This window comes from Thiomicrospira cyclica ALM1 (assembly GCF_000214825.1).
Classification (GTDB): Bacteria; Pseudomonadota; Gammaproteobacteria; order Thiomicrospirales; family Thiomicrospiraceae; genus Thiomicrospira; species Thiomicrospira cyclica.
Window position 1 is genome coordinate 1,146,054 of the sequence record NC_015581.1, and the last position, 14,948, is coordinate 1,161,001.

A 14,948-nucleotide genomic window follows, 5' to 3' on the forward strand; every position below is an offset into this window, starting at 1 on the left:
TCTGTAAATTAATTAATCAGCTTGCGCATCAACTATCGTAACTAACGAGGGAGTTTTTAAACCCTGAATTTCTGAAGTGGCATCTTGAGAAGAGCCTGATGAGGGAGAGTCTGAACCACCACCGCCAAGGCAGCCCGACAATAAAATTGCGAACCCAAAAAAAATAGCAAGTAAATAGTTTTTAGTCATAGTGATGATTTCCCTAACTTTTCAATTAATCTTTATTTTAGAGTAACACATAGCGTAACTGATTTTGTCAATTAATTACGTAATACTGATAAAGCTATCTTATGCTTACTAAGCAGATAAACTAATGAAAACCTTCAAAATTAACATACATTACCACTGCCCGCGCAACTTGGCACGGGCTTCCGTTGCTGATACTTGATTCATCATAATTAATGCCCAATCAGGGAACTGATTGGGCGTATCTGTTGTTAGTACAAATTGATTATCAAATTGATTAGGTGGCGTCAGTAGGCTCGTACCGGCTAATTGCCAGCCTTTTTCAACCGAATTGACCTGCAAATTTATTTGTTGTTGCACTTGGCTTAAGGCTATATCTAATTGTGCAATCGAAGCGCCTAACATCGTTAAATTGGTTAGAACTACATGCCCGCTCACATTGGCTGGCCAAGCCTGCTGATTGTCCAAATCAAAAGACATCTGCACATCTCGTATATATACTTGACCACTTAGGTCGCTCAAGATCGGTTGTTGGCGCACGGATTCATATAATAAGCCACCGACCAAAGGGGCGATAGCCAAACTAGCCGTTGCAATTTCCGCATTCAGCTCATCTGACGATAACAAGATACGCAAATCACTCTGAATAGCGGCATTTTGCAACACCATATCCATAGGCAACGCCTGCTTTATCAACGCATAAAACACATCGCGCGCAGATACGTGCCAATGCACTTTGAGCGGCTCTAAATTTGGATACAGCAAAACCGCTTCGCCCTGCCAAACACGCCCCTCTACTTGAGAGATAACCAGGCCTGCTGGTAAATGTGGTTGCAGTTGTTTTAAGCCAAAGCTGGCTGGCAAATTCACCAAAAAACTGGCTACAAAAACACCGAACAAACCAAAAAAAAGAGCTAAATATCTGCGTAAGCTCATTGAGATACCCTGTAGTTCAATGTGGCTTTAACCAGCCCTTCTGAAATAGGCTCAATTTGCATACTATCCGCCACAACACCCTGTGATTCTAAACGTGCTATCCAGACAATCAATTGCGATGCCACCACTTGGTTAAATTGGATCTGAATAGCATCATTAACTGGACGAATCGCTGTCATTTGATTGGTTAAATTGGCACTTCGCAGGGTTTGTTGTAAGTGGGCTAATAACTGCGATTGGGTTTGCAATTGTAGTCCGGTCGTATTGCCCTGCGCTCGCACTTGTGCAATCTCAGGGAGTTGCTGATTCAGCCAGTTCCACTGCTCTTGAACGACCTGTAATTGCTGCAGAGCCTGCTGATGCCTCGTATGCAATGGCTGCCAAAGCCAGATATAGACCAAAAACAGTCCCAAAACCAACATTAATAACTTAATCATCTTACGCTCACGTGGGGCGAATGCGTCCCAACGCGATTGAATAACCTGCTTCAATTCAGTGAGCGGTAACATTTAAATGTGCCTCCACCTTATCCGCCACGACTTGGCGAATCAGTAATCTTGCCTGTAAAGGCGCGGGAAGCGCCTCATTCACTTGCATCAATAGCTGATCCAACTGTTCCGTAGTCCCAGCGGTTAATGCCAAGCTTAAGGTTTGGTTTTGCCAATCAAATCGACCCGTTTGGATCCCTGGCTGTGCCAAGATGAAAGGCTCAATACGCGCAAGGATCTGCACTGGCGCAAAATCAACACCCTGCGCACTGGATTGATTTAAAAAACTTTGAGTCTGTACCTGAATATTCACAATTCGCTGTGATTCAGGCATCGCTTGTCTAAATAGCGATTCTGTTTGCTGCTGCATATTCTGCGCTTGTACCACGGACTGTTGCGTTTCCAATAGCATCTGCCCAAGCAGTAAACTCAGCCAAGCCGCCGCCAACCCCGCTGACCACCGCCAAACTCGCCAAGAACTTTTTGCATGACGTTTTGGCGCGTAATCACCTTGGCGCAAGTTAAAGGGGGCATAGTCACAAGGATTGCCACCACCCGTCAAGTCTTGTGGTGTAAAAATAGGGCTAGGATATAAAGCCAAAAATCCGGACCAGTGGGCTTGTGGAAAACTAAACCCTAGGCCGAAAGAAGCGCGGGCAATGTAAGTCTCTGGCTCAATGTTAGAAGGCGCAAAATACCCTGCTTGCTGGCTATCACCTGCTTCTTTAAATTTCCAATCAGGCACAGGTAACCGAAAGCACTCCGGGACTAACCAGGCCTGCTCGAGTCCTGCTTGCGCTAAGCCATCAATCCAAAGTTGCAGCTGTTGCTTAGCTACAACCGCTACCGTTACCAGGCCTGCTTTATCACGTTGGATCAAAGCAAAATGCACTTCCTCAATTGGCTGGGCAATTTGTTCTTCAAACGCATAAGGTAGGGCGGCTTGCCATTGCGCACATGATTTACCTGGTACAAAACCCTGTAAAATTGTTACCCGCACACTTGGCACCCATACAATTATCGGGCTGTTAGCAGCTTCAGCGCTTGGGTTTTGGGGTAATATGCTGTGCAGCTGGTTGTTCAAGTCAAAATAACTATTCATCCACTAGGGCAATCCATCGTTGTAGTAGGTTAACCTGCTGGTTTTGACGATAATACAAAGCACGCGCATTCAGTCTTGCGCTGCCATATTCAATCTGACCCTGCAGTTTAAAAAAAGCGGTAGTAACACCAATAACACTATCGGGCAATACCTGCTGTATCTCACTGTCATCACGCCCGGTCTGCTGTTGGATAAATTGTCGAAAACTTGCGGTATCCGTTGCAGGCTCAAGCAAACGTAATTCAACCCAAGCATCAACCAGCGTGACATCCATAAAATCGGCTAAAGCCTGCAATATTTGTGGTTGCGCCGTATTAACATTGATAGTAGTTATCTGCGGTAATGTCGATAAGAGCGGCAATAATGTGCCAAATACCTCATCGCTCATACCCGCTAACAGTCGCGCCTCTTGGGGCAGCACCATCATACGATTGGCGGCACGATAGGGTGGTGTTTTTAATAAATACACATCCGCTTCGGCTCCGCCAGCAATCGGGTTATTATCGGCATCCAACCAATCAATCAGTGGCGCGACCCAGTCAGATGACAAATCTTGTTGGCCTAATAGCCGCTCTAAAATGGCACGCCATCGTCTTTGTTGTACCTCATCGGCCGTAGCAAGGTTATTCAGATTAAAACGCCCCTGCATGTCAAATAACTGACCGCTTATCTCGCCACCTTCAAACCCTATCGGAAACATAGGCAGCGCCCAAGCTTCCGCTAAATGATCCGTCTCGTTTTGACTCGCATCAAACGCTAAGCCCTTTTTAACCCAGGCATCGATGCCAGCACTCACCACAATCGCCTGTGATTGATGCTGTAAAAAACTACTACGCTTAATATCCAATTTAAGCTGATATAGAATACCGGTCGCAATGACCGCAACCAATGCTACTACCACTAATACGCTTAACAGCGCAAAACCCTGCTGTGGCGTATTACGAACGCGCATCGGCTGGCATTCCTTCCACACCGTGCAATAACCGGCGTAATTGTCCCTGTTTTTTCAGTACTAGCTCCACCTCAACCAGGCCTGGTAACGTCTCTAACGATTGATCAATAGCCGGCCAAAACTCTAGCCATTCTTGACGCGAGTCCAACACGCGAACTTTAAAATCAACCACATCATCTAACAACACCTGACGCCTAGGTTGACTATCTGGCGCTCGATCTAATACGGCCCAACTCAGGCGCACCAACTGCCCATCCTCCAGAACATAACGTACGCGAACTAAACCACCGGAGGATACCGGGGTCGGATAGAGTGCAATCCGCGTCAATTCTAACTGATTAGGCTGCAATTGCATGGCCGCAAGCGATGAACCGAGTTCATCCAAAACCGGTCTAGGAGCCATTTGCATAATATCTTGCTCAAGCCACCAAATGGCACGTTGCAGCTGATTCAGCGCGCTCTGCTGTGCTTGGTGAGCTTCATTGACCCGCACCGCACTGGTAATGCTTTGATAAGCCAACAAGGCAATCACCGCAGACACGGCGATGGCAATAAGAAGCTCAATGAGCGTAAAACCACCTTGCTGCGACCGCACTAGTGCACGCTTCACTCCCCAACCACCGTCACTAATCTAGCTGCCGGATTTGCCGCACCTTTAACCTCAACTAACAAAGTTGCGCGCACCATGCCCGGAATCGGCGTACTATCAAATTGCAGCTCGGTTTGCCAAGTCACCCCTAGCAACTCAACCTCCTGCTGACGCTCAATCTCACTACCCACACTCGCCTGAATTTCAACCAGACGATTTTGCGCCACCCAACCGGCATAAGCCCGCTCTGTCAAACTCGCTTGCTGATGTGTCAAGGTAGCCAAAGTTTGACTCAGTGCCGCTAAAGACACCGCCACAACTAATAAAGCAATCATCACTTCAATCAAGCTAAAACCCTGTTGTGGCGCTACGGATTTAAGGTTGTATTTCAAAACGTAATCCTTCATCCCATCGCAAGACCTCAACAGTGGACTGAGTATCCGAAATTAGCTTAATGGCTAACTCGCCCGCTGTAACCAAACCATCCGGCCAACATAGCCAGCCTTCGGCAGGCATCTGCCATTGTGCTTGTAAATTAGTATCAGCAACCCAGCTAATTAACTGGTTATCTGGCCAAGTCAGGCCGTGTAACTCAGCCTTTTGCCACTCGCCACTTTGACGATAGTAGGCTTCTAATCCGCTATCATTCACCGCCACTAAATAAATACGTTGTTGAAACGCAGCTTGGTCACAGGCCATTTGTATTAACGACTGAATTTGTACCCATTGCTGACGCTGTTGTTGATGATCCCTACCTGATAACGACATTACCCCTACCGCTAACACGATGGCAATAATCGCCACTACGACTAATAATTCAATGAGCGTAAACCCTTGCTGGCGATTCAAGGCTTAACGCGTCCAATTGCCTATCGTGGCATCGGCACCGTCGCCACCGTTAATACCATTCGCACCATAGGTAAACACATCGAACTCACCATGCTGACCGGGGCTTAAATATAAGTAACTGCGCCCCCAAGGATCTTGTGGCAAACGCTCCATATAAGGCTTCCAATTACGCGGAACCGGCTCAGTTGTAGGCTGGCTCACTAGCGCCTCTAACCCCTGGTCTGTTGTTGGATAACGAAAGTTATCTAGCCGATACAGCTGTAATGCCGACGAAATGGCACTAATATCTTGCTTGGCTTTTACCGCACGCGCTTCATCGGGTCGATCCATTAACATGGGCACGGCAATCGCCGCTAGGATAGCTAAAATGACCACCACCACCATTAACTCAATTAAAGTAAAACCTGCTTGTTTCGGTTTGATTTGTCGTTTTGCTTGCATCAACTTTTTCATCCTAGCATTTGATTCATTTCAAAGATGGGTAACATAATGGCCAACACAATCGTTAGCACCACACCCCCCATGGTTACAATTAATAAAGGCTCAAGTACACTGACTAAGCGTGCTGAACTGGTTTCAACTTGGTATTCATAGTGCCCCGCCCCTTTCAGTAACATACTATCTAATTGCCCCGAGTTTTCACCGGTTTGAACGAGGTTAATCAACAAGGCTGGAAAAACCCGCGCCTGTTGCATTGCCTGTCCGAGCGATTGACCTTTACGCACCTGCTCTTCCAACTCGAGTACTTTATCCTTTAAAGGTAAAAGCGTCATGACTTGTGACGAAATATTCAACGCTGTTTTGAGCGGCACGCCGCTGGCCACTAACACCCCCAAAGTACGCGCCCATTTTGCGACCGCTGCGAAGACTAAAAAACGCCCTATCAGTGGCAATCTGAGCAACAGCTTGTGCCAGCGCGCTTGCCAACTGGACTTTGTCATTAGCCATTTAAACAATAGGATACTCAGCAGCAGGCCTGCTAACATAACCCAATTATACTGTTGCACAAATTCACTTACTGCCAGCAGTCCTAACGTCAAGGGTGGCAAGGTTTGACTCATATTATCAAATACACTCACGACCTTCGGTACCACATAAATCATTAAAAAAAACACAATCGCTACGGCAATAATCACCATTAACAGCGGATAAATCAGCGCGGTTTGGAGTTTTTTTTGTAATCGCTCTTGCTGTTCAATGGTATCGGCTAACCTGCCTAATACCGCCTCTAAATGCCCTGACTCCTCACCGGCATGAATAGTCGCTTGATAATCCTTACCCACTAAATAGGGCGATTGCGCTAATGCCTGAGCAAATGAATAGCCTTGCGCGACATGATGATGCAAACTCGTTAAAAATCGTTGCATTAACTTCGTTTCGGCCTGTTTTGCAACACCTTGCAATGCCGCCGTAAGCGGCATACCCGCTTCAAGCAATGTTGCAATTTGGCGAGTGGCTAAAGATAAATCCGCAATAGAAATTTTACGCTTTAACCAGGCCTGCTGCTCCAAGGTTTGGGGAGTGTTATTTGCAAAACGTTTATTAGCTGACTTATTCACCGACGTTAACTGCAACGGCGTCAAACCTTTATCACGCAGAGCCTGACGTACCTGGCGCTCGGAATCGCCCTCAAGTAATCCCTTACTTGTTTTACCTAGTGCACTTATGGCTTGATATTCATAAACTGGCATACTATTGTTGCGTCACTCGTAACACTTCTTCTAAACTAGTTTCACCGGCAAGCACTCGCTCGAAACTGGTTTTTTGCAACGATGGAGTGTGCTGCCGAACATATTTTTCAATGGCTAATTCCGAAGCTCCGCTATGAATCATCTGTTGCACAGGTTCATCAATCAGAATCAACTCATAAATACCTAAACGCCCTTGATAGCCGGTGTAATTACATTGTTCACAACCATTTGCGCGGTAAATGTCGGCCTTATCCACCCCGAGCAACGCACATTCAGCGGGATCTGCGTGATGTAACTCTTTACAATGCGTACATAATCGACGAACCAGACGTTGCGCTAACACACCCGTTAGACTTGAGGCTAATAAAAACGGCTCTATACCCATATCGCGTAATCGCGTCATTGCCCCGACCGCGGTATTGGTATGTAAAGTCGATAGCACCAGGTGCCCAGTTAGAGAGGATTGCACCGCTATTTCAGCAGTTTCTAAATCACGAATTTCACCAATCATCACCACATCAGGATCTTGACGCAAAATCGCCCGTAACCCTTTGGCAAAAGTCATGTTGGTTTTACTGTTAACTTGCGTTTGACTAATACCGGCTATGTTGTATTCAACTGGATCTTCAATGGTCATGATATTGCGATGGCTATCATTCAAACGCGACAAACCAGCATAGAGAGTGGTGGTTTTGCCTGATCCCGTTGGACCGGTGACCAAAAAAATACCATGTGGCCGCGCCAGCAATTGCCGAATGTGCGATAGCACCTGTTTTGGCATACCTAAGTCAACAAGTTCTAACAATCCCGCTGACTTATCCAACAAACGCATCACCACCCGCTCACCGTAATTTGAAGGGATTGTTGACACCCGTAAATCCACTGCACGCCCACCCAGTTTTAAGGCTATACGCCCATCTTGTGGCAAGCGTTTCTCAGCAATATCGAGCTTGGCCATGACCTTAATCCGTGACACCAACATCCCGGCTAAGCCTGATTTAGGCGTAAGCATCGTCTTAAGTTGTCCATCAATCCGAAAACGTATTCTTAACTCTGTCTCAAAAGGTTCGATATGAATATCAGACGCGTTGGCGCGAATTGCTTGAGAAAACACGGCATTAAGTAATTTTATAATTGGTGCATCATCCTGGTTGTCGAGCAGGTCCTGCGTTTCATCAACCTGCGCGACCAGTGAGTCTAAATCATCATCAAAATCAGCAGCCACACCCATTGCATCTTGTGCCCCTTGGGCGTAAAGGCGCTGTAGCTGGCGTTCAAATTCCGTCTCCGACACTTGCTTTAATGAAATAGGTGCCTCTTGCAGGCGCTGCGCTTCGATAATCGCTGACATGGGTGTTGTTTGTGTCACGCGCAGCACGGCTTGCTGAGCCTGTTGCTCTAACAACACGTGATTTTTGCGCGCAAACAAGAACGGCAACAACATACCTAAAAGCCCAATACTTCAAGCGAGCTATCACGGCGCTCCACGGCGCGGCTTGAAGAGGATGTCGATTGTTCAATCACAGAGTCGCGTCTAGGCATGGTTGAAATCACGCCTTTTTCTGACGAAGTCGCCAAGCCATCGTCTAATTGCTCTAAAGTAGGTAATTCCGGTCGTAGACCTTCCAGCAACCCGCTTGGACTATGACGTAAGATTGTTTGCTGTTGTTCTTGCATCTGCCCATATTTTTGGCGACTGTGGAAACTTCCCATGGTTTGATCACGAATAATGACAGGGCGTAAAAAAATCATCAAATTCACTTTTTCACGCTGGCTGGATTGATTCCGAAATAACGCGCCCAAACCGGGAATACTACCTAAGCCTGGCACTTCATTACGTGTATCGGTTTCCCGCTCACTCAACAAACCGCCCAGCACAATCGTATCTCCATCACCGACAATGACACTAGTCCGTAACTCACGCTTAGAGGTCTGTAACAAATCGGGGGTATCACCAGGCAATACATCAGAAATTTCATTCTCAATTTCTAGATAAACTTCATTACCCTGATTAATCTGCGGTTTAACACGCAGCTTGAGTCCGACACTTTTTCGTTCAATAGTAGTAAATGGATTAGTGCCACCTGCGCTGGTGGTGAAACTACCGGTTCGAAACGGAACCTCTCGACCCACAATGATTTCAGCACTTTCGTTATCTAAAGTTAACAAGGTCGGTGTTGACAAAATATTGGCACCAGTATCAGAACGCAATGCATTAATTAAGGCACCCCAGCCGCTGTTACCACGAACTTCACCCACCGCCGCAGTCACACCCCGACCCGGAAAGCCATCCGGCAAGGCTTGGATATTGCCTGTACCCACGGCCGTTGCCACTCCCGGCAAATTACCTGATAAGTTAAACAAGCCTACCCCGCTCGCGCCAAAAGCCGCCCAATCGACGCCTAACTGTGCCGCACGCGCCTCAGACAGTTCCACAATAATCGCTTCTATTAAGACTTGTGCTCGGCGAATATCAAGCTGACGTATAACACTTTTCAAGCCCTCCAGTATATCGGCAGGCGCGCTCATTACGATTGCATTCATTCGTTCGTCAGCTTGAATGGATACACTGGTCATCATAGATTTTTCAAACGAGACCTGATTAGCAGGCCTGCTGCTGGCGTCTTCACTCGTGGCTGACTCACCAGCTACGCTTTCCAATCCACCGCGAAAACCCTCCTGACTTGCCAGCTGCTGGAGTATGGGTACTAAATCCGTCGCTTTAGCATATTGCAAATACACTACCTGGATACTTCCGTCACGGCTTAAAGGTACATCCAGATCCGCAATTAAGGCGCGCACCATTAACCGATCATCAATATCACCTGACACTATGATGCGATTAGAACGTTCATCAAAATTAATCCGTGCACCCAATACATTTTGACCCGCACCAGAAACACCTTGAACCGCGCGCAAGGTTCTTACCAACTCATCCGCTGGCGCATGTTGCGGACGGATCACCTCAAACTCGGCATGAGTATTAATATCAATTTGTCTTAGAATCGCTTTAATCCGATTCAAGCCATCTACAGTATCCGTTACAATTAATCGATTGCTATCGGCCAGTGCCACTAAATGACCTTCGCGCGCAACAAGCGGACGTAAAATGGCAACCAATTTAGCAGCCTCGACATGATTCACTGATACCACTTCGGTCACCCAAGCCTCCCCTACATCCTGCGGGCTCACATAAGGCAATTGGTCTCGCGCTAAATTAACCGGCACCACCTTAATCACTTCACCACTGGGAATCGCTACAAAACCGTGCACATTTAAAATCGCCAGCAAGGTTTGATATAAGGCATCCCCCGACATGGCTTGTGGTGCAATCAAGGTCACCTTACCTCTGACACGTGGGTCAATAATAAAATTCTGACCAGTCACTTTTGCTACGGCTTCAATGACATTCGCAATCTCCACATCACGAAAGTTTTGTTGAATCTCTGCCGCTTGCACACGCGGAATCATCATCGCCCAAATAAACAGGCCTACTAACAAACTAAATCGCCCTATTTGTGACTTCAACACTCGATTTCACTCCATTTATTTGGCTTATTCGGCACTTAAATCAACTTCAATCGTTTCGGCTAGCCCATTACGATTGATCACTAAACTAAACCGTCTATCTTGTAAAAACTGATTCCACACAGTCGGATTTTCAGCCATTTCTGCCACGGTGATGCCGTTAATGCTGGTCACCAAATCGCCCTCTCGAAAACCCAGCGCGCTAAATATATCCGGGTGATTACGTGGCGCAATACGGATACCTAACCAGTTACTGCCTTCCTTTACCCCCTCAAAGCGCACATACTGACCAATCGCCATCGGGCTTTGACGTACTTGCTGACTGACTTGTCGTAATTGCGTTTGTTGCTGTGCGTCTAAACCAACTTGCTCGATCAACGGCGACTCGGCATCTGTTGGATTTTCGACACTTTTTTCCAGCAAGCCCATAGCATTATCAACCATCGACAAGCGCTCGAGTCGTCCCTGGTTGCGCAACATCACAAAATCGGCACCCACTTCAGCAAGCGCGACATTGTTTGGCAATTGGTCACCCACCGCTAACACCCGCACATCGCGACCAGCTTGAATAATCGCCACTTGTTTATCCTGCTGACGAATGACCCCAATCAGCTGAAAATTGAGTCGAGTTTCGGTAATAATCGGTTCAGACTGAACAGGAACAAACGACGCTGAAGCAACTGCGGGCGACTCACCCCACAAACCTAAAGGAATTGGGGACTCTATGGATTTTTGAAGCGATAATGATTGCATCACTGGCAAAGGCGGGGTAACGGGCACTGCTAAAAACTTAGCCGCTAACACCCCTGCTTGCCAGACAAGCATCGGGGTTAACCCTATTACTAAAATGCGGGCTAATAAGTGTGGCTTAAAAATTAAGTTTTGCAATGGAAAATACGTTACTTTAAATATTAACATCATAGCAAAACCTAAATTTGATTACGTAATTTTTTGCAAGGCTTTTTAAAAAGCAAAAACCAGATAGTATTTATTCGCCAATATAAGCCCTAGTTCAATTGCCGCATCGGGAAATATCTAACCTTATTCCTTCACAAAGGATAACGGCTTCTTTTTTTAAATTCGTTAGTGTCGCTTTTTATTAAGCGCACTTTTGACTCACATTCACTTTCAAGCTTCAACAGCTACTATTGTCTCATATTGAGATTTCCACATTAGAACAGATCATAACCAATAAAAACGCTATTATATGAGTCGTGTATAGTGATCATTTAGACTCTTAACAGGAGACTTTAACCATGAACCAACAAACTAAAATGAGTCAAAATGCAAACTACCCTTTTGTCGTACTGGGCATGGGCTGCTTTTGGGGGGCAGAAAAACGGATGCTAAGCCTTGCAGGCGTTGTGGATGTCGAATCCGGCTATGCCAATGGTGAGATTGATGCCAGCTACGAAGCTATATTAGCGCATGAACGCAAGCGCCGCATGGGGCTTAGTGAGCTTAAAAACCATGTTGAGGTCGTTAAGGTGTGGTTTGACCCGGCAAAAACAACCCTTGAACAGGTACTCGCTCAATTTTGGGAAAGCCATAACCCAACTCAAGGCGACCGCCAAGGCAATGATGTCGGCAGTAATTACCGCAGTGCTATTTTTACCGCCACCGAACAAGACCTGCCTATTGCTGAAGCTTCTAGAAAAACATATCAACAAGCGCTCGATACGGCTGGATTCTCTCAAATTACCACCGACATTACCCTGCTAATGAGCTACACACCGGCAGAAACTTACCATCAGCGCTATTTACAAAAAAACCCCAACGGCTATTGTGGCTTAGGCGGTACCGGGGTTGCCTACCCTAGCAGCCAAGCATTTCGCCCCTACCCAGAGTGGACTCTGGTTATTTACGGGCAACAGACGGCCTTTGCCGAAGATCAGTTTTGTAACGAGGTGTTAAAACACTATCCCTTGCCGTTTGAGTTACGCTGGCAAGAATCAGCGTCGCCGCTCACCTTACAACTTGAGCAGAAAGGACGACCAAGCGCTGAATTTGCTGACCCGTTTAGTCCACCCTATACGGAGTTTTGGCGGTGGCTCGGACACTATTTGCTAACCGAAGAACAACATTACATTGCCTTTTCACAAGGCACGGAACGCCCATTTTGTGGGCCTTATTTAACCGAAAAACGCCGTGGCTGGTTTTTAGATCCCTTATCCGGTGTCCCGTTATTTCATAGTGATACAAAATTTGACAGCGGCACCGGCTGGCCCAGTTTCTTTGACGTAGTGGCTGATGCCGTTACCCTCGTCAAAGATCGCTCACATGGCATGATTCGAACCGAAGTACGCAGTGCCAGCACCGGGATCCATTTGGGTCATGTGTTTGAGGATGGCCCTGCACCCACCCATTTACGCTATTGCATTAACGGTCAGGTACTGTTGTTTAAGCATGACGTTTAATTTACTGCTGAGCTTATCCATCGCTCTAACCTTAGTTGCGGCCGCACCCGGACCCGGGGTGATTATGACCGTAACCCGTACGCTACAGTTTGGTCTGACTGCCGGTCTACTCGTGGTTGCTGGCATTGTTGCCATGGATTTGGTCGTGTTAATGGCAACCCTGGCCGGCTTAAATCTGCTAACGCTTGCTAACCAACCAGGCCTGCTAACCCTTTTGATGGTGATCGCAAGCTTGGTGTTGATTGTTCTTGGTATTCAAAGTTGGCGGCGACCGATCATTTTAAGACTGGATGAAGGTCATGCTTCGGTTAGCCATTTTATGGCCGGCATTGCCGTCAGCTTGACCAATCCAGTGCTGTTTTATTTGGCTTTTTTACCTGTTTTTATTGATTTAGATGCCCTTACGCTTCATGATCAAATAGTTTTGTTGGCTTTAATTAGCGGCGTTCTAACCCTGGTACTGGGTGCCTATGCCCTCCTGGCTGCAAAACTAAAAACATGGTTATTTGAACAACACCCAGAGCGTCAGCTTTGGTTAAACCGAATCAGTGCCACGGTTTTGTTTATACTTGCAATTACCCTTATTCACTCTACAATAAGCTAATAACCAACTAATTTAGTCAGGAATCATTGTGGCAAGCTTCAGCCCTTTTCAACAGCCCTACTGCCAACTGGGTGGACAGTTTTTTCGTTACTGCCAAGCGGAACCTCTGCATAATGCCCATTGGGTCGCTCGCAATGATGCGCTGATTGTTGAACACCGGTTAAGTTTTAACGATGCCGAACTACTCAAACTGGCCAGCGGCCAACTCGATGATTCATTAACACCTATTGCTCAAAAATATACAGGTCATCAATTTGGCTACTATAATCCCGATTTGGGTGACGGTCGCGGTTTATTACTTGGTCAAGGCTCTCAGGCAAATGGTCTCGCCTATGACTGGCATTTAAAAGGGGCTGGTCGCACGCCCTTTTCTCGCGGCGGTGATGGTCGCGCCGTTTTACGTTCGTGTATTCGGGAATATTTAGCCAGTGAAGCCATGGCCGGCCTAGGAATTCCAACCAGTCGAGCGCTATCGGTGGTCAGTAATGATGAAACCGTTTGGCGAGAAGGTGCTGAACCTCGAGCTGCTTTGCTCCGCTTAACTCCAAGCCATATTCGTTTTGGCCATTTTGAATGGGCCGCACAATTAGGCCCCGCCGCTTCTAAGCAACTGGCTGACCATGTGATTGAACAGCATTTTTCGAATCTTGCAGACACAGCTGAACCCTATGCGGCCTTACTCACTGAAATCGTAACTAGAACAGCAAAGATGATCGCGCAATGGCAAAGTGTTGGTTTTAATCATGGCGTCATGAATACCGATAATTTTTCTATCCTAGGCGAAACCTTTGATTATGGCCCTTATGCATTTTTAGATGATTGTCAGATAGCTTATATTTGCAACCACTCCGACCAGGCGGGACGCTATGCCTACAACGAGCAACCACAAATCGGATTATGGAATTGCCAGGTTTTAGCGGCGAGTTTTGCCGATTTAATTCCAGAAACAAGCACCCGTGAGGCCATTATTAACAACTATGTCACCACCTATAACCAGCATTACATAACTCTCATGCGGCATAAACTTGGGTTGGTCAGCGAGAATGCTAAAGATAAGGAATTGGTGGCCGAGTTGATTATTTTGATGGATAAACATGCTCTCGATTGGAGTTGTACATGGCGAGAATTAGCCCTGCCGCTAGACGCACAATTTGCCAGCAAACTCAAAGATTACCAGGCCTGGTGGCTAACTTATCAAGCACGACTTGACTTAGAATCAATTTCAGAACATACCCGCAAGATATTGATTTTAAATAAAAACCCACAACTGGTTTTACGCAACCATATTGCGCAAGAAGCGATTGAGCGTGCCGAAGCTGGCGATAGTGCTTGGGTAGACCAATTACGTAAAGCCTTGCAAAACCCGTTTGACATTTCAGCAGAATGGCTGACTTATACTGAGCGCCCAAAACTTAACCAAAAAGGCTTACGATTAAGTTGTTCGTCTTAAAAATTGACACCATCGATACTGGGTTGAGGAGCCCTTCTGCTATTCACTTTTTTAGGGCTAATAAACAATCATTTTGTCATGCTGGTGCGCATCAGTCATGGTCGTTAAACCCATGTAACGTTATAATAATTCAATGAGTACCAACACTAGCAAATA

At 46.5% G+C, this 14,948-nt stretch carries 16 protein-coding genes; 3 read left to right on the forward strand and 13 right to left on the reverse strand.

The window, feature by feature from the left end:
• Positions 1–12: 12 nt before the first annotated feature.
• The 13 genes from THICY_RS08770 to THICY_RS05140 form a co-directional block, all read right to left on the reverse strand.
• Positions 13–189 (reverse strand): hypothetical protein, encoded by a 177-nt coding sequence (locus THICY_RS08770; RefSeq protein ID WP_013835539.1) that lies wholly within the window; start codon positions 187–189, stop codon positions 13–15.
• A 150-nt stretch (positions 190–339) separates the two neighbouring features.
• Entirely contained in the window at positions 340–1,122 is a 783-nt protein-coding gene (gspN, locus tag THICY_RS05085) for a type II secretion system protein N (RefSeq protein ID WP_013835540.1), read from the reverse strand.
• Complete coding sequence (gspM, locus tag THICY_RS05090; RefSeq protein WP_013835541.1) at positions 1,119–1,631, reverse strand: type II secretion system protein GspM; 513 nt, start codon at positions 1,629–1,631, stop codon at positions 1,119–1,121. Before gspM ends, gspN begins: the two co-directional genes overlap by 4 nt.
• The gene (gspL, locus tag THICY_RS05095; RefSeq protein ID WP_013835542.1) at positions 1,615–2,712 is read right to left on the reverse strand and encodes a type II secretion system protein GspL; all 1,098 of its coding nucleotides are present in this window, start codon (positions 2,710–2,712) and stop codon (positions 1,615–1,617) included. Before gspL ends, gspM begins: the two co-directional genes overlap by 17 nt.
• On the reverse strand, positions 2,705–3,664 hold the full coding sequence (gene gspK / locus THICY_RS05100) for a type II secretion system minor pseudopilin GspK (RefSeq protein WP_013835543.1): 960 nt from the start codon (positions 3,662–3,664) through the stop codon (positions 2,705–2,707). The genes gspL and gspK overlap by 8 nt, the downstream gene beginning before the upstream one ends.
• Entirely contained in the window at positions 3,651–4,274 is a 624-nt protein-coding gene (gene gspJ, locus THICY_RS05105) for a type II secretion system minor pseudopilin GspJ (RefSeq protein WP_013835544.1), read from the reverse strand. The genes gspK and gspJ overlap by 14 nt, the downstream gene beginning before the upstream one ends.
• The gene (gene gspI, locus THICY_RS08615) at positions 4,271–4,645 is read right to left on the reverse strand and encodes a type II secretion system minor pseudopilin GspI (RefSeq protein WP_049778963.1); all 375 of its coding nucleotides are present in this window, start codon (positions 4,643–4,645) and stop codon (positions 4,271–4,273) included. The genes gspJ and gspI overlap by 4 nt, the downstream gene beginning before the upstream one ends.
• Positions 4,629–5,102: a prepilin-type N-terminal cleavage/methylation domain-containing protein gene (locus tag THICY_RS05115; RefSeq protein ID WP_013835546.1), complete on the reverse strand. Its 474-nt coding sequence runs from the start codon at positions 5,100–5,102 to the stop codon at positions 4,629–4,631. Before THICY_RS05115 ends, gspI begins: the two co-directional genes overlap by 17 nt.
• A gap of 3 nt (positions 5,103–5,105) precedes the next feature.
• Entirely contained in the window at positions 5,106–5,543 is a 438-nt protein-coding gene (gene gspG / locus THICY_RS05120) for a type II secretion system major pseudopilin GspG (RefSeq protein ID WP_013835547.1), read from the reverse strand.
• 8 nt (positions 5,544–5,551) lie between these two features.
• Positions 5,552–6,793, reverse strand: a complete 1,242-nt coding sequence (gene gspF / locus THICY_RS05125; RefSeq protein ID WP_013835548.1) for a type II secretion system inner membrane protein GspF — start codon at positions 6,791–6,793, stop codon at positions 5,552–5,554.
• A 1-nt stretch (position 6,794) separates the two neighbouring features.
• Positions 6,795–8,237, reverse strand: a complete 1,443-nt coding sequence (gspE, locus tag THICY_RS05130) for a type II secretion system ATPase GspE (RefSeq protein WP_013835549.1) — start codon at positions 8,235–8,237, stop codon at positions 6,795–6,797.
• Between the two features lie 2 nt (positions 8,238–8,239).
• Complete coding sequence (gene gspD, locus THICY_RS05135; protein ID WP_013835550.1) at positions 8,240–10,324, reverse strand: type II secretion system secretin GspD; 2,085 nt, start codon at positions 10,322–10,324, stop codon at positions 8,240–8,242.
• A gap of 24 nt (positions 10,325–10,348) precedes the next feature.
• Positions 10,349–11,146 (reverse strand): type II secretion system protein N, encoded by a 798-nt coding sequence (locus THICY_RS05140; RefSeq protein WP_157862725.1) that lies wholly within the window; start codon positions 11,144–11,146, stop codon positions 10,349–10,351.
• A 431-nt stretch (positions 11,147–11,577) separates the two neighbouring features.
• On the opposite strand from THICY_RS05140, the gene msrA reads away from it, so the two are divergent.
• Genes msrA through THICY_RS05155 form a run of 3 tightly spaced genes read left to right on the forward strand, consistent with a single transcriptional unit; the run spans position 11,578 to position 14,792 of the window.
• On the forward strand, positions 11,578–12,738 hold the full coding sequence (gene msrA / locus THICY_RS05145) for a peptide-methionine (S)-S-oxide reductase MsrA (RefSeq protein WP_013835552.1): 1,161 nt from the start codon (positions 11,578–11,580) through the stop codon (positions 12,736–12,738).
• On the forward strand, positions 12,728–13,342 hold the full coding sequence (locus THICY_RS05150) for a LysE family translocator (protein ID WP_013835553.1): 615 nt from the start codon (positions 12,728–12,730) through the stop codon (positions 13,340–13,342). The genes msrA and THICY_RS05150 overlap by 11 nt, the downstream gene beginning before the upstream one ends.
• Before the next feature lie 28 nt (positions 13,343–13,370).
• A complete protein-coding gene (locus THICY_RS05155; RefSeq protein WP_013835554.1) occupies positions 13,371–14,792 on the forward strand; it encodes a protein adenylyltransferase SelO in 1,422 nt (473 codons plus the stop codon).
• Positions 14,793–14,948: the final 156 nt, after the last annotated feature.

Excerpts from the sequence above, each read along its gene's own strand:
- THICY_RS08770 (WP_013835539.1), bottom strand. The coding sequence starts at position 189 with ATGACTAAAAACTATTTACTTGCTATTTTTTTTGGGTTCGCAATTTTA.
- gspN (WP_013835540.1), bottom strand. The coding sequence starts at position 1,122 with ATGAGCTTACGCAGATATTTAGCTCTTTTTTTTGGTTTGTTCGGTGTT.
- gspM (WP_013835541.1), bottom strand. The coding sequence starts at position 1,631 with ATGTTACCGCTCACTGAATTGAAGCAGGTTATTCAATCGCGTTGGGAC.
- gspL (WP_013835542.1), bottom strand. The coding sequence starts at position 2,712 with ATGAATAGTTATTTTGACTTGAACAACCAGCTGCACAGCATATTACCC.
- gspK (WP_013835543.1), bottom strand. The coding sequence starts at position 3,664 with ATGCGCGTTCGTAATACGCCACAGCAGGGTTTTGCGCTGTTAAGCGTA.
- gspG (WP_013835547.1), bottom strand. The coding sequence starts at position 5,543 with ATGCAAGCAAAACGACAAATCAAACCGAAACAAGCAGGTTTTACTTTA.
- gspF (WP_013835548.1), bottom strand. The coding sequence starts at position 6,793 with ATGCCAGTTTATGAATATCAAGCCATAAGTGCACTAGGTAAAACAAGT.
- gspE (WP_013835549.1), bottom strand. The coding sequence starts at position 8,237 with ATGTTGTTGCCGTTCTTGTTTGCGCGCAAAAATCACGTGTTGTTAGAG.
- THICY_RS05140 (WP_157862725.1), bottom strand. The coding sequence starts at position 11,146 with ATGCTTGTCTGGCAAGCAGGGGTGTTAGCGGCTAAGTTTTTAGCAGTG.
- msrA (WP_013835552.1), top strand. The coding sequence starts at position 11,578 with ATGAACCAACAAACTAAAATGAGTCAAAATGCAAACTACCCTTTTGTC.
- THICY_RS05150 (WP_013835553.1), top strand. The coding sequence starts at position 12,728 with ATGACGTTTAATTTACTGCTGAGCTTATCCATCGCTCTAACCTTAGTT.